The organism is uncultured Marinococcus sp. (assembly GCF_947493875.1).
Taxonomy (GTDB): Bacteria; Bacillota; Bacilli; order Bacillales; family Marinococcaceae; genus Marinococcus.
Genome location: NZ_CANLSU010000014.1, coordinates 1 through 17649, shown reverse-complemented (window position 1 = coordinate 17649; position 17649 = coordinate 1). Strand labels below are relative to the sequence as shown.

Annotated in this window: 22 protein-coding genes; 7 read left to right on the top strand and 15 right to left on the bottom strand. The window is 41.4% G+C overall.

Annotated elements, in window-relative coordinates; all coding sequences use genetic code 11:
- Positions 1 to 191: 191 nt before the first annotated feature.
- From Q0757_RS16180 to Q0757_RS16170, 3 genes are all read left to right on the top strand, one after another.
- Entirely contained in the window at positions 192 to 1361 is a 1170-nt protein-coding gene (locus tag Q0757_RS16180; protein WP_298789156.1) for a serine hydrolase, read from the top strand.
- Positions 1362 to 1632: 271 nt separating this feature from the next.
- Positions 1633 to 1860 carry a type II toxin-antitoxin system RelB family antitoxin gene (gene relB / locus Q0757_RS16175; protein WP_298789155.1) on the top strand — a complete coding sequence of 76 codons (228 nt, stop codon included), beginning with the start codon at positions 1633 to 1635 and terminating at the stop codon, positions 1858 to 1860.
- Entirely contained in the window at positions 1857 to 2126 is a 270-nt protein-coding gene (locus Q0757_RS16170) for a type II toxin-antitoxin system RelE/ParE family toxin (RefSeq protein ID WP_298789154.1), read from the top strand. The genes relB and Q0757_RS16170 overlap by 4 nt, the downstream gene beginning before the upstream one ends.
- A gap of 144 nt (positions 2127 to 2270) precedes the next feature.
- Here the strand turns inward: Q0757_RS16170 and Q0757_RS16165 are convergent, their stop codons facing one another.
- From Q0757_RS16165 to Q0757_RS16140, 6 genes are all read right to left on the bottom strand, one after another.
- Entirely contained in the window at positions 2271 to 2546 is a 276-nt protein-coding gene (locus tag Q0757_RS16165) for a hypothetical protein (protein ID WP_298789153.1), read from the bottom strand.
- Positions 2547 to 2588: 42 nt separating this feature from the next.
- Complete coding sequence (locus Q0757_RS16160; RefSeq protein ID WP_298789152.1) at positions 2589 to 3191, bottom strand: recombinase family protein; 603 nt, start codon at positions 3189 to 3191, stop codon at positions 2589 to 2591.
- A gap of 155 nt (positions 3192 to 3346) precedes the next feature.
- On the bottom strand, positions 3347 to 4039 hold the full coding sequence (locus tag Q0757_RS16155; RefSeq protein ID WP_298789151.1) for an ABC transporter ATP-binding protein: 693 nt from the start codon (positions 4037 to 4039) through the stop codon (positions 3347 to 3349).
- Entirely contained in the window at positions 4036 to 5094 is a 1059-nt protein-coding gene (locus tag Q0757_RS16150) for an ABC transporter permease (RefSeq protein WP_298789150.1), read from the bottom strand. The genes Q0757_RS16155 and Q0757_RS16150 overlap by 4 nt, the downstream gene beginning before the upstream one ends.
- A 65-nt stretch (positions 5095 to 5159) precedes the next feature.
- A complete protein-coding gene (locus Q0757_RS16145) occupies positions 5160 to 6554 on the bottom strand; it encodes a cell wall metabolism sensor histidine kinase WalK (RefSeq protein ID WP_298789149.1) in 1395 nt (464 codons plus the stop codon).
- On the bottom strand, positions 6551 to 7210 hold the full coding sequence (locus Q0757_RS16140) for a response regulator transcription factor (RefSeq protein ID WP_366139548.1): 660 nt from the start codon (positions 7208 to 7210) through the stop codon (positions 6551 to 6553). Before Q0757_RS16140 ends, Q0757_RS16145 begins: the two co-directional genes overlap by 4 nt.
- Before the next feature lie 414 nt (positions 7211 to 7624).
- Here Q0757_RS16140 and Q0757_RS16135 point away from each other — a divergent pair, with 414 nt between their 5' ends.
- The 4 genes from Q0757_RS16135 (at position 7625) to Q0757_RS16120 (ending at position 11193) form a co-directional block, all read left to right on the top strand.
- Entirely contained in the window at positions 7625 to 8623 is a 999-nt protein-coding gene (locus tag Q0757_RS16135) for a LacI family DNA-binding transcriptional regulator (protein WP_094908953.1), read from the top strand.
- Positions 8624 to 8781: 158 nt separating this feature from the next.
- Entirely contained in the window at positions 8782 to 9690 is a 909-nt protein-coding gene (rbsK, locus tag Q0757_RS16130) for a ribokinase (RefSeq protein ID WP_298789176.1), read from the top strand.
- A 78-nt stretch (positions 9691 to 9768) separates the two neighbouring features.
- Entirely contained in the window at positions 9769 to 10686 is a 918-nt protein-coding gene (locus Q0757_RS16125; protein WP_298789148.1) for a nucleoside hydrolase, read from the top strand.
- 63 nt (positions 10687 to 10749) lie between these two features.
- Positions 10750 to 11193 carry an Lrp/AsnC family transcriptional regulator gene (locus Q0757_RS16120; RefSeq protein ID WP_298789147.1) on the top strand — a complete coding sequence of 148 codons (444 nt, stop codon included), beginning with the start codon at positions 10750 to 10752 and terminating at the stop codon, positions 11191 to 11193.
- A 1436-nt stretch (positions 11194 to 12629) separates the two neighbouring features.
- Here Q0757_RS16120 and Q0757_RS16115 read toward each other — a convergent pair.
- The 9 genes from Q0757_RS16115 to Q0757_RS16080 form a co-directional block, all read right to left on the bottom strand.
- Complete coding sequence (locus Q0757_RS16115; protein WP_298789146.1) at positions 12630 to 13019, bottom strand: hypothetical protein; 390 nt, start codon at positions 13017 to 13019, stop codon at positions 12630 to 12632.
- A gap of 7 nt (positions 13020 to 13026) precedes the next feature.
- The gene (locus Q0757_RS16110; protein ID WP_298789145.1) at positions 13027 to 13359 is read right to left on the bottom strand and encodes a hypothetical protein; all 333 of its coding nucleotides are present in this window, start codon (positions 13357 to 13359) and stop codon (positions 13027 to 13029) included.
- A gap of 147 nt (positions 13360 to 13506) precedes the next feature.
- Positions 13507 to 13803, bottom strand: a complete 297-nt coding sequence (locus Q0757_RS17045; RefSeq protein WP_094908958.1) for a helix-turn-helix domain-containing protein — start codon at positions 13801 to 13803, stop codon at positions 13507 to 13509.
- Between the two features lie 842 nt (positions 13804 to 14645).
- Positions 14646 to 14930, bottom strand: a complete 285-nt coding sequence (locus tag Q0757_RS16105; RefSeq protein WP_298789144.1) for a hypothetical protein — start codon at positions 14928 to 14930, stop codon at positions 14646 to 14648.
- Positions 14931 to 14950: 20 nt separating this feature from the next.
- A complete protein-coding gene (locus Q0757_RS16100) occupies positions 14951 to 15451 on the bottom strand; it encodes a hypothetical protein (RefSeq protein WP_298789143.1) in 501 nt (166 codons plus the stop codon).
- A gap of 167 nt (positions 15452 to 15618) precedes the next feature.
- Positions 15619 to 16227, bottom strand: coding sequence for a recombinase family protein (locus Q0757_RS16095; RefSeq protein WP_298789142.1), 609 nt, complete (start codon positions 16225 to 16227; stop codon positions 15619 to 15621).
- Between the two features lie 18 nt (positions 16228 to 16245).
- On the bottom strand, positions 16246 to 16905 hold the full coding sequence (locus Q0757_RS16090) for a restriction endonuclease (RefSeq protein ID WP_298789141.1): 660 nt from the start codon (positions 16903 to 16905) through the stop codon (positions 16246 to 16248).
- A gap of 36 nt (positions 16906 to 16941) precedes the next feature.
- Positions 16942 to 17292: a hypothetical protein gene (locus Q0757_RS16085; protein WP_298789140.1), complete on the bottom strand. Its 351-nt coding sequence runs from the start codon at positions 17290 to 17292 to the stop codon at positions 16942 to 16944.
- A gap of 51 nt (positions 17293 to 17343) precedes the next feature.
- A partial coding sequence (locus Q0757_RS16080) for a transposase (protein WP_298789139.1) occupies positions 17344 to 17649 on the bottom strand: 306 nt, incomplete at its 5' end.

Here is a 17649-nt window from a genome sequence, read left to right as displayed (position 1 = left end):
AGTTCGATAATAAAAAAAGAGTTGATAGCAAAAATCTCCTTGGAATAGAGAGCAATCAGCAGCATCCGACTACCTAACGCCAGGGAGATAAACATTTAATATGATCAATTCCATAAAGTATTCACGATACCAATGGTTGTCATTATCATCGTTGAAGGATCCACGGAATTATAAAGAGGGAGGGTTAGGTGATGAGTTTTTACCGACACGAAAAGGAACAAATAGGAACAACGGATAATATTTATAATGGCGATATGTTTCCCGACCTTGCCATTAATACTTTTCGTAATATTGAACGTCTTTTTCCAACACGTACGATACCGGCTTCTTCCTCCCCAAAACCTTTACAATCATCCTCGTTATCGTTACATCCATTTAAATCCCAAATAAAGGACGAGTCGACTCAAATTGCTGATCAGTCTTATGATATCTATGACTATGTCACGCTCAATTCCATCACCGGCATGGTGATACTTAAACAAGGGGAGTTGGTGTACGAAAATTATCAGCATGGCAATGGCCCTGATACCCGATGGATGTCCATGTCCGTGGCGAAGTCCATTACTTCCACGCTAGTAGGACTCGCGATCAAAGATGGATACATCAATAGTATCGATGACCCCACCGTTAAATATGTGCCGAGTCTTCAAGGCAGCGCTTATGAGGGCACCACGGTACGTCATATCCTAGCAATGAATTCCGGAGTGAAATGGGATGAAACGTACACCAATCCGGAATCCGACCGCCGTGATTTTTTAAGAGCCCAACTTTCCCAAAAGCATGGCTCGTTGCTTCAAGTCATGGCCAACCTTCCTCGGAATGGCGATCCAGGCACCATTCACAATTACTCTACGGGGGAAACGACCATAGCGAGCGAAATCGTTATTGGAGCCACTCAGAAAAAGTTATCCACTTATCTTTCTGAAAAAATTTGGGAGCCTTATGGGATGGAAAGTCCGGCAGCATGGTGGCTGGATTCTCCAGGGGGCAACGAAATCGGCGGCAGTGGTTTTTCAGCTACCTTACGAGATTATGCACGGTTTGGCCAATTTTTCTTGGAAGAGGGGAAAATAGCAGGCACCTCTACCTTGCCAGACCAATGGTTCGAATTGGCCAGCCGACCAACCACGTTAGATAATGGAGAGACAGTTAATTATGGGCTGATGTGGTGGCCTGCCTGGACAGACCAATCAAAACAACATCGAGCATTTCAAGCTTACGGTATTCATGGCCAGGTTCTTCATATCGATCCGCACGAACAAGTGGTGGCTGCCATTTCCTCCGCTCGTCCCAAACCTCTCGGTACACAGTCTATTGACGATATGCTTTTTCTTGAAGACCTCATGAAAAATATTAAATAACACCTATGTTCACTTATAACGATTAGCATGTTTCCCACTTTTTACATGGAGGGTGAGACCAAATACTGAATAAAGTTTTGAAACACGGGAAGAATGAACTTAATCCTATAAAAATTCCTTAGGTTCAATTAAGATCATGGAGGCCCTATCCGTGACTTGTTTACTTTTTCTCAAAACGAGACGAAAAATTATCATAACCATTTGGAAAAATTTATTCATTTGATTTTTTTATCTTTTTGTATTACAATGTATTACATAGGAGGGAGATGTCATGTCCACTATTTCGTTACGCATGAATGAAGAGGAAGAAAAATTAATTAAAGAATATGCTAAAGCCAATAACGTTAGTCTATCCGAATTATTTCGTTCGTCCGTTTTAGAGCAGATTGAAAATGATATTGACTTGAAAATTTATCAACAAGCCCTACAAGAACATCACGAGGAGCCAAGCGATATTTCTTTCGATGAGATGATGAAGGAATTAGACGTAAACAAATGACCGAATACGAAGTACGATTCGAAAAAAGAGCACAAAAATCATTAAAAAAAATGGATAAACATCAGGCGACCATGCTTATGGCTTGGATCAATAAAAACTTAGTGGGTACAACTAACCCTAGAGCTCATGGAAAAGGGTTAACGGCAAACAGAGCTGGAGCATGGCGATATCGCGTAGGCGATCGTCGAATTATAGCCCACATCGATGATGAAAAGATCATCATTTTAATTTTAGAAATTGGTCATCGCCGTGATATTTATAAATAAAACAGCGAAGGTGACTTTTTTCAAAGAGTGGTCATAGACTGCCGATAAGCGCAATTATTTAAATGATCAAGAGAATTATGCATGCCTGGAGACATATATTCCTCCAGGCATTTCTAGCTTTTAATTAATAAAATCTCCTTTCTTTCATTTCTTTACCATTTCATAGATAGCGATTCCTACCCATCCCAACCCCATACCTAACCAAATACAAAATGTTAAAAAAGCTAAAGCAATTCCTTCAAAGACCTCATTTGCACCCAAAAAACTATAAATAATAATCCCTATTCCACCCAACACCAATAAAGCAGTCAAAACATACAAAAATTTCTCTGTTTTCGGTAACAGGTAACTGAAAAATATTATGGTGGCTATCACAATTAGGATAGCGATGAAAAATCCATACTGCGCTATAAACGTCACAAGTCATACCTCCAACGTCTCTTGTTAAATATATTCCACCTACTAATCCCTAATTTTACCATTACCATGGACAGGCCGTTTAGCATAAATCGTTGAGCGAGGAACGCCTGTCACCTTCACAATATCATTCACGCTCATCTTATTGTTGGCCCGGTCTTGGAAGAGTTGGAGGGCTTGTTGAACCGCTTTGTTCGATTGCCCCGGTCTTCCCATGTGCTTCCCTTGGGCTTTGGCCCGTTCTCGTCCTTCTGTGGTACGCTCCCGGATCAGGTCGGCTTCGAACTGCGCAAAACTCCCCAGCACGTTAAACAGCAGCGTCTGCATGCTATTGGTGTCCTCTCCGGCATGAAACTCCATATTATCTTTTAGAAATAAAACGGAAATGCCTTCGGCTGCCAATTCATGCACAATGTTATTGAGGTCGATAATAGAACGGGCCAGGCGGTCAATCTTCGTTACCACCAGGGTATCGCCCGGACGGGCGTACTGAATGGCGTCTTGTAATTGTTCTCGCTTGGTGGTGGTTGTTCCTGTCACTTTCTCGGTAAATATGCGATGGCAGCCGGCTTCTTCCAAAAGCTGCTGTTGGAAGCTGAAATCCTGGTGAAAGGTCGATACGCGGGCGTAACCAATTCGTTGCGTCATGGGGGTCCCTCCAAAGTGTCTAAAAGTTTATTGTGTATTGTACATTATATTATAGACGAACTTTTAGATGGAAAACACCCCGTTTTATCGTTAAAAACGGGGTGTTTATGTCGCTGTCTAGAAGTTAAAACTTTAAGACATTAATTTTTTTAGAATCATAATGGAACGATGGAGGCATCCTCATGATCAATTTGCCCATTGTCTAAATAGATGACTCGATCACAGTAAGCAAACAAGCGGGTATCATGGGTTACTATGATCGCCGCTTTCTTCGATTCCTTGACCTGATGGCGAAGGGTTTGAACGACTTGTTCTCCGCGTTCACGGTCTAAACTAGCCGTTGGTTCATCAGCCAAAATTAACGAAGGATCATTCATCCAGGCTCTTGCGATCGCGACACGCTGCTGCTCTCCGCCAGATAAGTGCCGGGGAAAGTGGTGCTGCCGATGCTCGAGCCCAAGCATGTGAAGCAGTCGTTGGATGCGTTGATTCATGGTTTGCTTTGTCAGACCCGCAAGTTTGCCAACATAGCGAAGCTGGTCCGCCGTTTTTAAATAAGGTAACAAATGAGCTGATTGAAAGATAAATCCGATGTCCTGTAAACGAAGTTTCGTTTTTTCTTGAGAATTTAAGCGCAGAACGTCTGTCTGATTAATCGATAGCGCTCCTGACGTTGGCTGAAGTAAGGCTCCTGCCATGGAAAGCAAGGTGCTTTTGCCGGATCCGGACGGGCCGGTTAAAGCCACAAACTCCTGAGGGCGCAAAGCGATATCAATGTGTTGAACAATAGGGTGCTGATCGGCTTGAGCCTGAAATTCGATTTGTTCCATGGTTAATACATCATTCATGCCTGACCACCTCCAATAGCTTTTAACGGATCAATGCGAATCACCTTGACCAAGGATAATAGAGAACCCAACAACGCGACGAATAAGAAGAGCCCCGCTAACAATAGGACGGTTCCTAAAGACAAGGAAAAAGGGATCGCTGTCGGTAAAACGGTAGCCATTCCTGCCGTGACTGCTACACCGACAATGATACTGACGGTCGTGAGCAGCAGAACCTGCAGGATCAATGATATTCCTAATGTTTTAGAGGTTGCCCCAATAGCTTTTAAAATCCCAAACTGGGACAGCTTTTGAATCGTCATAATGTAGTAAAAAGCCGCCAATACAATGGACGAAATGAGAAATAGAAAAACAATCATGGTCTGAAGCGACGTCTGCTCGGAAGTATAACCGGGAATGCCTTCAAAAGAAGCACGAATATCCATGACTTCAGCATTCTGCAGTTGATCATGCACTTGCTCCGGAAGTGCATGGTCTAAGATGACCGCACTGATCGGAAGCTCTCCTTGCTTCCAGGCAGAATCCCGAACGTGCAACACCGGCGTATGGCTGTACCGCTGATTTTCGGTAAATCCACTAATGGTTACTTCCGTACCGCCCGGCCGCTCCAGCGTATCACCTAGGCGGAGGCCGTTCTCTTTGGCGGAATGATCAATCATAGCTTCGGTCTCATCGGCAGGAAGTTCGCCGTCGGTCACTGAAGGAGCCAACTCACTGCTTAAGTCCATATACATTTCGGCGACGTCTATTTCTTTTCCATGACTTTGCACCGTTCCTTGACGAAGACTCAATACATGAGCTTCCGGTCTATCCTGTAATACCTCCAGGTCATGGTCGGAAAGGGCCGAACGTGATAACTGCTTGTCGGCTTCAGCTTCGAGCACTATTTTCTCGGCTTGCTTATCCATGTATTGCATGCTGGAGGCATTGTCGGAGGCTAATCCCTGCGCCAGTCCTGAAATCGACAGCACCAATACCGTTAATAAAAAGATGACCAATCCAATAAGGCTGAAACGTAATTTGGCATAGGTTAATTCACGCCAGGCTAAAAACATGATGAACTCCTTTCTTTTCGCTTTCTGGTGCTTATCGTAAACCAGAAAGATGAACGCAATATGAATTACGAATCGAAAGGAGTGTATGGAAGAACCACGGTAAACGTAGCTCCTTGATCTTCCGTGCTCGAAGCGCTGATGAAGCCGTGGTGACGTTCCACAATTTTTTGGGCGATCGATAGGCCAAGACCGTTGCTTTCATACGATCGACTTCGAGCTTTATCGGCTCGGTAAAATCGTTCAAAGATAAAAGGCAGCACCTCAGGCGAAAGACCAGGCCCCTCATCTTGAATGGTCACGACTACTTCCGTTGAACGAGGCTCCAGCCGGATAAATATCGACCCCTCCATCGGCGAATGACGGATGGCATTTGCAAACAAATTCATCCAAACTTCATACAGAAGGACTTCATCCCCCTCAATGATCGTCGGAGGAACGTCGATATCGACAAAAATCTGTCTTTCCTGGCATTGATAAGCCATGGATTGAACCATGGTTTTTAACTGCTGATCGAGCGCATAGGGGGCAACCGCCAATCGTTCTTCTTCCTTATCCAACGATGCCAGTATTAGCAGTTGCTTTCCCAGCGATGACAGTCGTCGGCTTTCCTGGTGAATAGTGCTCGCGTACATTTGTTGTTGCTCCGGCGACAGTTGATCATGTTCCAACTCTGCCGCCATTCCTTGAATAGTGGTAAGAGGGGATTGAATCTCATGAGAAACATTAGCGACAAATTCCTGACGCATGTGTTCTAGCTGTTCTAATTCTCGACTCATTTGCGAAAACTGTCGTGCTAGTTGACCAATTTCATCTTGGCGCTGAACCGGCACGGGCGGAGAAAAATCTCCTTTGGTAATACGTTTTGTAGCTTCCGTGAGCTTTACTAGCGGACGAACCAGATAGCGTGTACTGATGAGGACTAACAAAACGCTGATCCCGACCATCCCTCCAAACAGAAAGGCTAAAAAGTATCGGAATTCGCCCAATTGGTATTCGATATCCGGACGAAGGAACATCGCATACGTCTCGCCCTGAATCTCCACCGGCACACCAACGGTATTGGTCAGCTCATTATCAAAAAAGCCTGTAACCAACGGGCCAAACGGATGATTTTTGACGCCATGATACGTGTCACCGGCAAGGACGTTCTCGATGTTCTTGGGAGAAAGGGTGGACGAGCGAAACGATGATCCAAAAAAACGTCCATCCTCCTCAGCAGACGAAAATAAAGCAACTTGAAATCCTGTGTCGCCCACCTGTTCAAAATACGTTTGGGTATTGATGGACGGATGATTTTCATAAAACTGTTGAACCTGTTGAGCGGTCTGCGTGATACGTTCATCGTTCTCCGGCTTTAATTGATAATGATAGTATATATTGGTTCCGAGAAAGGCGATGAAAAAACTAACGGCCATGACGACGAGGGTCGTGAGCACGACCCGGGTATAAAGGGTCTTCATTCGATGACCTCCAGGCGATACCCAATGCCGCGAACCGTTTGGATATCAAAACCGGGATCCAAACGACGGAAACGCTCTCGCAATCGTTTGACATGGACATCGACGGTCCGTTCATCTCCTTCAAAGGTGGATCCCCAAATATACTCTATTAATTCTTCCCGGGAATAGGTTCTTTTGGGATAGCTAGCTAACTGAACAAGCAACTCAAACTCTTTCAACGGTAAGAGCAAGGCTCGATGACCGATGCTGACCTCATACGTCTTAGTGTTAATGAGTGTTCGCCCCACCTGAATTCGTTCTTGGGCGACTTGCTGATATCGCCGTAAAACGGCACGAATGCGAAATAATAATTCTTTACTCTCAAATGGCTTTGTTATGTAGTCATCGGTGCCCGATGCGTATCCCTGTTCTTTATCTTCGATTTGATTTTTCGCCGTTAAAAGAATGACCGGGATATCATAATCCTGGCGAATGATTGTCGTCAGTTCAAATCCGTTAGTGCCAGGCATCATCACATCAACAAGCGCAATATGGACATCATGTTCATCGAGAATCGCCCAGGCTTCCTCCGCATGACCGGCTTCGTAGACACGGTAATTTTCCCTTCGCAAATAATCACCGGTAAAAGCCAAAATGTTCGGATCGTCATCAACCAATAGAATAGTTAGGATGGCCAACACTTCCTTCCTGCACTTTTATAAAATGCTTGTTATATCTTTCAAAAGTAAATCATAGTACCAAAATAAAGTTCAATAACTAAATATAGTATAGCTGATATTTAATTAAACACATTATAACTACTAATGGTAAAAAAAGTTCTTATGTGAATAAAAAGCCATAATTATTCTTGGCATTCACTCAGCCTAATAAATGTTTGGAAACATTCATGAATATATAGAGAGCGAAGGTTCGTTGTTTTATAAAATAATTTGAAAACAAAAAAAATTGACAAAACCAATAATTTTTTAATAGGATAATATGTAACGGGTTACATAATCATTTGATGTAATCGAAAACACACATATACTATCTGATTTTAAATAACCTTATTAATGGAGACTAATAATTCTATGGCCACAATTAAAGAAGTAGCAAAAGCAACAGGGGTATCGGTCGCGACAATTTCAAGAGTTTTAAACAATAATGGTTATGTTAGTGAAGAAACCAAAAATAAAGTAATTGAGGCTATCAAAGAGCTAGATTACAGGCCCAATGAAGTAGCAAGAAGTTTATATCATAAACAGTCGAAAACCATCAGTTTAATCCTGCCTGATATAACAAATCCCTTTTTTCCAGAGCTTGCTCGAGGCGTCGAGGATATAATGAATGATCATGGATATACAATCTTTCTTGGAAATTCTGACGAAAAAGCAAATAAAGAAGAAAGATATTTAGACATGATGGAGCAGAAGCACGTAGATGGCGCTATTTTAGCAACAAATACATTAGATAGTAATCATCTTAAAACTTTAAAAAAACCGGTTGTTATTATAGACAGATCAATTAATTCAGATTTTCCAACGGTCTGTTCTGAAAACTTTCATAGTTCACAGGACGCTGTTCGGCACTTAAAAGAAGTTGGCTGTAAAGTGATTGCTCATATTGAGGGTCCTGCTCACATCACTAATTCAGTCCTTCGTAAAAACGGTTATATAGAGGTGGTCAAAAAAGAAAGCTGGTTTACAGACGAATACATTGTGAATGGGCACTATAATGATAAAGACGCTTATCAAGCAACTTTAACATTATTAAAAAACCATCCTGAAATCGATGGTATTTTTGCCGGGAATGACTTGATGGCCACAGGCGTATTAAAAGCAGCCAGAAATTTAGGTATCTCTATCCCGGAACAATTAGCAGTAATTGGATTTGATGGAATTAGAATGAGTGAAATTACATCTCCGGAGCTCACAACAATGGCGCAACCTATTTATAAAATGGGAGAAACAGCTGCATATATGCTAATTGACCTTATTGAACAGCGGCCATTAAGAGAGCGTTATTATAAATATCCTGTTCAATTAATCAAAAGGCAATCGACAAATGTTCAAAACCAATCGATAAATTAATTTTTAGAAATAAAAGTAATGAAAAGGATATTAAACATTTCAATATCACAAAAAAATAAAAATGCGCCAATATGTAACCGGTTACATATTGGCTTACCCTCATAAAATTTTGTCGTTATTATTTTATTAAGCTAAAAATTTAAAGGAGAATATGGATGATGAATAAACCGAAAATTGTTGTTGTTGGAAGTATCAATATGGATCTAGTTACCGAGACATCTACATTTCCAAGTCTTGGCGAAACGCACGTTGGAAATAAGTTTATGATGCTCCCTGGCGGAAAAGGCGCTAATCAAGCAGTGGCATGCTCCAGGTTGGGAGCGGATGTAACGTTAATTGGATGTATTGGTGATGATGATTTAGGTAGCAGGATGCTTAAAAATCTTAAAAAGGAGAATGTGAACACTACTTATGTGGAGACAATGAATGGCATGAACACAGGTACTGCTTCTATTACCATTGAAAATGGAGAAAATCGAATTATTTATGTCCCTGGGGCAAATGAAGCTCTCACTCCAGAAAAATTAGAACAAGTGGAGTCCGTGATCCAGAAAGCGGACGTCTTATTATTACAACTTGAAACTCCACTCGAAACTGTTGCTGCAGCCACAACCATAGCCAAACGTTATAAAGTGCCTGTTATTTTAAACCCGGCTCCGGCCGTACAAATCCCTGAAAAATTAATTGAAGATATAGATTTTCTAACCCCTAATGAACACGAATTAGCCATTGCATTAGGTTACTCGGACAATGAACTTTTTGTTAAAAAAACTTTAGCAGAATATCCAGGGAAAATTATCATGACAAAGGGCAAGGAAGGAGCTTACTATACGAATTCAAGTGGAGTGCTTAAAAACCAACCAACCTTTCTTGCAGAAACGGTTGATACTACAGGGGCCGGTGATACCTTTAATGCGGGAATAGCAGTGATGGTAGGAGAAAGACAAGACCTTAATACAGCAGTACGATTTGCAACAGCTGCAGGCACACTTTCAGTTACAAAAAGCGGCGCTCAAGGAGGTATGCCTCATCGTGGAGTAGTCGATCATTGGTTAACCGAGAATTAGCTTAAGAAATTTGTTAGAAAAAAGATAAATGCAAGAAATTTCATTAATAACATTTCAAAAGTGGAGCGGGGGAAACTTATGAAAAATATTATTTTGGATGTCGATACAGGAATTGATGACGCGCTGGCCATTGCATATGCTATCCACTCTCCAGAATTAAATATTCTAGGCATAACTACTAGCTTTGGAAATACTACAGTTTCAGAAGCGACAAAAAATACGCTGCAACTTCTGGATACTATAGGAGTAAAAATTCCAGTGATACCGGGAGTGAGCAAGAAATTTAATGGGGAGGACCCTCGTGAAAAAACCGTTACGATTCATGGGAACAATGGTATAGGCGAAGCTACCTTATCTCCAGCAGTTAGTAAACCCCACGAAATGCTTGCACATGACTTTATTATCTCTGCTATTCACCAACATCCAAACGATATAACGATTTTAACAACTGCAAGCCAAGTCAACTTAGCAGAGGCTGTCAAAAAAGACCCGAATATTATCCCCCTAGTCGATGAAGTTTTGGTCATGGGCGGCGCAATATCGGTCCCTGGTAATATAACCCCTTATGCTGAAGCAAATATTTATACCGATACTGAAGCAGCACAATTCACTTTTAGCTCTGGGCTGCCAATTACTCTTGTCGGATTAGATGTGACCACAAAAACGCTGCTCAAGAGAGATGTTTTAAAAAAATGGAAGAAAAAGAATTCTTCTTTGGCTCATGTATTAGCAGAAGCTTGTGAGTTTTATATGGACGCATATGCTAGGGTTGAGCCTGAACTTAATGGATGCGCCCTTCATGATCCATTGACAGTGGGCATAGCGATTGATTCTTCTTTTGTTCAAACTGCCCCTATGCATGTTGATGTTTTGACAGAAGGAAGCAAAGCAGGACAAACATTAGGAAAGAAAACTTCGAAGAATACCAATATCAATGTTTGTCTTGACGTTGAATCTAACCGATTTGTAACACATTTTTTAAATCGCATAGTTTAGTTAGAAGTTTCACATAGTTTCTAAGCTTTAAAACAGCGTATCATCAGAGGGGAGGTCTCAGCCATGCCATCACTCGATCAAACCGACTGGGATATTCTACGTGTTCTGCAGCAAAACGCTAAGGCATCTTGTTCCACTATTGCGAAATTAATATATGTGAGTGAAGGAACCGTACGGACCCGAATGCGCAAATTGCTTGAGGCTAAAGTTTTTAATTTTATTATTTATACTGATCCTAAAAAAATTGGTTTGGACGTCCAAGCTATTATTGGTATACACACTCAAACTGATCAACAACGGCACGTTGCCTTTCAATTACAAGCATTTGAGGCTGTTCGCTTTGTCGGCTCTTTTTCTGGCACCCATGACCTTATCATTCAAGTTTATTTTCCAACCAAGGAGGATTTAGTTTCTTTTATCAATACCGATTTAGCTGCCACTGAAGGCGTTATAGACGTAGAAGTAAATGTTGAATTAAAGCAATATAAAGATACTTTCTCGTATTAAATATGTAAACGAAAAACAGTAGTCCTATATAAAAAAACACCTTAGACTCTGCCAACTACCACCTGGGAAAAGCTAATGGCACTCTCCCAAGATGACCTCAGCTATTACGAAAACATGGACGTAAATGGCTTTATTAACAAAGGGTGCAGTGATGAACAACTATGTAAATGCTGATAGGAAGACTAGACGAGGACCGTACGACGTGGTACCACTGATTGATGGCTTCTAGAAGCAGTTCAACAGCAGACCAAACAGGGTAGGGGCGCCATAAGAGCGGAGAGAAGAATTTTGCGTCTCACACCTGCGGTCACTTGAACATTCAGAAAAAGTTCCTTACACATTTCTAAATCGACAATTAGCGATGAAGAGACACAGTTGTCCTCATTGTAGTGGGTACAAGCGCCATAATTTTTGCGTTCGCTAGCAATTTAAGTAACTGGCACCCGTATCACGGAGCTAAATAAGAGTGGCTGCGAGGCCAAAAGGATCGCTATTTTACCGATGTGGATGCCTGCAACGTGAGCATAAAAGAAATAAGAACCAAGGTATTCCTGTCAAGCTCATCTGACCGAACAATGTAGGAGGTACTTATTGATTTCATCCAAGTTTGTTTTGGCCTACTCACAATTGTTCTAACATATAGAAGTTAAGCCATGTTTTTAATTCAAAAATTAGAGTATAAAGTTTGAATATCTAAATTAACTTAGCGCTTTTTAAATTTTATTATCTCAAAATACGAAGACTACTTATTATATTGAGATAAAAACCGATAACTTCCGATAATACATCTTATGTTAACTATAATTTTTAAAGAACAACAACAAGCCAATATGTGCCCCTCTTCCCTTTGAGCGAATAGCTTAACAATAGCTGTTCACCCCACAATAAATTCAAACAGCGTGCCGAACAGTATAACTACGATGCCAGCGATGATCATAATCACGCTTTGGATCGTTTTGTTCCCGGTCTGTATTAAAAAGCCTATGATGATTAAGAACTGCCAACGGTCCTAACAAGATATCGCTATTTAAACGCTCATACATGCCATCAGCCCATATAGGGGTCTATTAACTTATATTCGTTAACTTTATAATTAATTATGTTTACTGAAACGTAAACGTTTCAGTAAACATTTCAGTAAACATTTCAGTAAACATAATTAAAACATTCATGTAAGAACAGAAAAGGATCGGTAACAAAAAAAGCGCTCAGATGCTGACGACATCTGGGCGCTCCCTTTGTTGGTGCTAAAATGACAATGAACTTTTATACGGCTATCTTACCATGTTATATCCAACATATAAACGTTATGCTACTAGAAGAAAAACGATTTGAATGATACTACACAACTTAAAATAAATCGAACATTTTAAATTATTTTATTGCCACAAGTATGAAAAGCATTTAATTATTTTAAGATTAAACATAATTCCTCATTATTCAAACGCATCACTGCGCTGCTCGCCTTCATCATATATCGGCGGAGGCTCATGGCGAAAACCAACCGCTTTGAGATAGATGCACGTATGATCTTCGTTGTACTTATAGATCAATCGCATATCGGGCTTCGCTCCTTTAGCCCCACGAATATGAGGCGAGGAAAACCATTTGCATGCATAATAGCCCTGGGCGGCCAGGCGACCATGCTGGAGAGGCTTAGACGCTTGATACGGCGATCGTTTTAATCGCTCGATTTCTTGTTCTAACTGTTGGAGTAGCTGATGAAAAGCCGTTGCTGGATCGGACACGGCCGATGCTTGGTAGAGCTGACGATAAATGCGAGGGAGATCCTTCGCCAACCAGTCCCGGTGGTATTGTTCTTCCATCAGCCCCTTACCGAGAGTTCTCCTGGTGAGAAGCATACCACTCGGCTAAGGACATGCCTTCGGGCTTCGAGGCCCACTGCTCGGGCGCTTCGTCCGGATCTTGACGATGCCCATACCGCTGTTCTAGCTCCAGGCTTTCCACTTTCGCTTCTAGCTCCTCCAACCGATCGATCAGCTCGTTATACGTCTCAATATCCAGCATCGTGGCTTTCGTCACATTATTAAAATTAAACGCTAACTTGCGTTCTTTTTCCAGCATTTCTAACAGTTTAGTTTGAGAGAGGGTCCGTAACTCGTTGGCCGCATGAATCTGTTGCGAGTTAAATTCTTTCGTGACCATGCCCCTCACTCCTTTCTCCTCCTACGTGGAGGGCTTTTCTTTATTATATCGTACAGCAACTCACTTGCCCATATATATGCACAAATATATGAGCATTTATTTGTGCATATAATTTTACATAAAAATCCGGCCATGACTTGGAAACGGTCATGGCCGGGGTCGAGAACCCGTATCTGCTGGTTGGTTGCCAATGATAAACGTGAGGTGGAGAGCTAAACCGAGAGCGATTAACGTCTCCGTGCTTGGCACGACGGCGCCGGTTTCTATCCGTCCAATCGTGGAAGCTGATTTCCCAATAACCTGGGCCAGGTCTTGCTGCGTCCAGACTCGCGCTTTTCGAGCCTCACGTATCTGAACGACCCAACGCGCGACATGCTTCGCCTGAGCCACCTTTTGTTCGCCAAAGAGGTCCAGGCGTCGTTGTTCTACATTGTCACGAGCCATATAACCTACGCTCCTTTCCCCGTTACTCTAGATCTTGTTTTCTTTATTAATAATAGTTTCTGGCTTAAATATACTTCTTTGCTATCTTTCTTATACAACAATCTTTCGTTCATAGGAAGTTACTAGCCTGTAGAACCACTGGGTACTATAAAATGGGTAAAAAAACATTTTGCTACTAGTTCTCTCGTATTCTCAAGGAGAGAGACCTTTTGCCGTTCATTCCATAAGGACTCATTCTTTTCCTCTTAATCATGGTTATCGCCTTCTTTTTTGCTGTGAGACTCTTTGTCACCTATTTTTTAAGCGATTTATATTCTAACGCGGCGAAAAAAATACAGTTACTGTTCAAATATCATTTTAGCAAAAAATAAAAATCTTTAAGAGTTATCTTCCCTCTTGTGAAAAAGTCAGTCGCTTCAAATGACATGTTTTACTATCTATAACGAAATTATGAAAACTAAAAAAGGACAATAAAACCTCCTCAGGTAATGAAGCAATAGAAAGCACAAAGTAGAATATATTCCCCGCACAGATGAATTTTACGTTAAATGCCTGTGATTAAGCTTCTCCTTGTTTCTAGAAATTAATTCTTAACACTCTAAAAGATAAAAAAGACAAAATCCGTATACATTTCTTTATATATCAAACTATTACATAAAAGTTTTAGTTTACGTAATAGTTTAAATGATTATTTACAAGACAATGTTAACTTACCAACTAAATCATATAATGAATGAAATATATTAATTTATGCTAATTAGCTAGTACACTAGTTTAAAAGTAGTTATGAGTAAGGCTATTAAACACCAAAGCCTTAAAAAATATAAAAGTCACAATAATTCTTAAAATAAAAGATTACTAAGTCCGAGGAAAAGCAATACAAAAGCAGTAATACAAATAATAATCGTTATAAGACCAATTAAAATACGAGCCATAGTGTATACAATAACAATGCCTAAAGCGAGTGCTATTGGGGCTATGATAGTAACCACTATAAACGTTTGTGGAAATATTAAAAACAGTAAAAAGACTATCAAAAGGAAGCCAAAGAGTAAGGAGAACCTTATACCTAATGGCTGTTCGGCAATCTTTTGTTTACCTTTATCTAATACTTCAATGCCCACCATAAATAATAAGTCTCCCTTGTTTAATGATCGTACCGTTCTTCTAAGTAGTCGATCATGTTAGAAATAACATTAGCCATAGTCGTTGTGTGTTTGAAGGATAGTTTTTTCAATAAACTTCTATCGTCTGGGTACACACGTATAGTAGTATGTCGATCGTTTTCTTCAATATTATTTTTGATACTCAAATCTTCTTTATGAACTAAATGAGAGACTCCCATTTCTGTTAAGTGAATCATGGTAGTGTCATTCATTACCGCAATGGCTTTAAGTCTATCACGATCTCTTCGAGTACAATTTACAGTCACATACTTGTTTTGATTTTTATTAAATGTCTCAGCTTTCTCAATCGGTTCTTTGTCAGACGTAATTTTTACATTACGCGCTGCCGTTGAAGTATTTTCGTTCTGCTTATCAGCTTCTTCAAACGGGTTCTCTGTCTCTTCAGTTGGGTTTCTTTTTCGGGTTCTGTTGTGAAATTCTTCATTCGTTAAATCACCGTTGCTTGAGTTCTTACTCGTCATATTTATGACCATCCTTTCTCAAATTTTAATTATATAAACCTTATCATTTTTAATACATTTATACAATTATATAAAAATGAATATACTATACGAAAACCACTAGCCAATTAGTTTTGTAAGGAAAACTCTATGCTTAAAAATTTTTCAGTTTAAAGATTCCTGAGATTTTAGAGATCATTTCTTTTCTTGATTCGTTTGACCGTAGACAGGCCGCAGTTCATCCGTTTGGCAATCTCCTGTTGGCCGTAGCCCTGCTCCAGAAAATTTAAAATCATGTAGTATTTGTCTCGGTGTTTACCTTCGGGACTAAATTCGGTTTGACGGCCTTTGTATTTGCCCTGTGCCTTTGCAATCGCTATGCCTTGATCTTGGGCTTCTTTTCGTTGCTTCCATTGTTCTTCGGCCATCCATGCAAACACTTCTCTTAAGAGGTTCATCACCATCTGGCCCACGATTTCCATTTTTCCGTACTTCCGGGTGTCTAAAATTGGCATGTTCAGCACCACGATATGCACTTTCATTTTCGTTAAGGCTTCCCATTCCTGTTTGATGCCTTCCATGCTCCGGCCGAGCCGGTTCAGATCATGGATGAATAGGGTATCTTCCTCCCGTAAAAAGGCTTTGGCTTCCTCCCAGCCTTTCCGCTTCATTTGCCGGCCGGAATCTTTATCCGTAAAGATTTTTTCGCATCCGGCTTCCCGGAGTAACTGCATCTGCCGCTCTAAATTTTGTTCGTTCGTGCTTACTCTTGCATAGCCGATATGTTTGCCAGCCATTCGGTTACTCTCCTTTGCTTAGTTCTTGGCATTGACTGGTTCGGTATGTGTGCAATTCGGATAATGATTGCATCCCATAAACGCCCCGTGTTTCGATGTACGCTTTTCCAGACGGCCGCCACAGGCTGGACATTTCCGTTCCTTCGGCTTCACGGTTTCAACCACAGTCTTGGCATCAAGGGCCGGATTGACCTGCAAGAGCCACCGCTGCAAGTCCTCCCGATCAAACAGCTTCACCCCGGTTTTATCAGCGCCCTTTCTGGCACTTTGGGTGAACAAGCTGTTCGTTAATACCCACGCTTCCTCGGCTTGGAAATAGGTTTGAGCAAAATACACTTCCTGTACGGCTTTGATACCCACTTTCTTGTTCACGCCGTACCGTTTGGCCTGTACGACAATCCGGTTCTCTTTATCTAAAATGAGATCCGCTCCGTAGTCGTGAGACGCCTTCGAGCCTTTGGCCCTGTATTGCAACTGCCGGAACAGCTCGACCAGAAAATACTCGAACTGCGCCCCGTCCATCTGGTCGATGGACGGAAGGCCGCTGTCGATGATGCGCTGGAACTGCCGCTTGTTCTGCCACCATCGGTAGAGATAAACCATCCCTTGCCCCAGGAACATCAAAACGATCAGTACGATCACGGCTGTTATAAGCATAGAAATCGAATAGCCTTCCATCATAACGCTTCCTTTCCTTTTATGATATTTCCCTTGTTAAACGGGAATCATTTCTTTCGCAAGAAACACGATCATTAACAAACCAATCCCTGTCATCCCAAGTTTTGTAGCGAGTTCTTTCTGTTGCTTCACGAAGAACAGAAAAGCTGTGCCTATAACCACGACCACCATAGCGATACTCCATAAAACATTAACGATCGTTTCCAGTGTCTCGATGGTCGTTGTGATCGAACCATCTATATCCATTCCATAGAGAATGATATTCACCACTGCAAGCACCGTTACCAAGCAGGTAATACCAAACGAAACCCATTCAGCTTTCCGGTAAAAGTGAATAAATAAGAACACAAATAAAATCAAACACACGATATTGCCAATAAGTATCACAGGGACCGTCAATAATTTTGTGTAAACGGCTGTCCTTTTCCAGCCGGGAAGTTAACCCTGCGGTCGGAACATGTCTTCCAATTGATGTTGGGCCTGGGCGAACCCCAGGTGGCAGCGGGTGGAAAACTTTTGATTATACGCGTCGAAACGACTGACCAAAAATCGTTCGATCGACGCTTCATTCGGAAATTGTTCTTTGCGTTTAACGTATTTTTTCAGCTGCTTGTTGAATGATTCGCTGAGATTGGTGGAATACAGGCTCCGCCAGATGGCAGACGGGAAATCATAAAAGGTGAGTAACGTGGGGTGCTCGTCGAGCACCCGGCGAATCGATGGGTAGCGCGGCGACCACGCCGT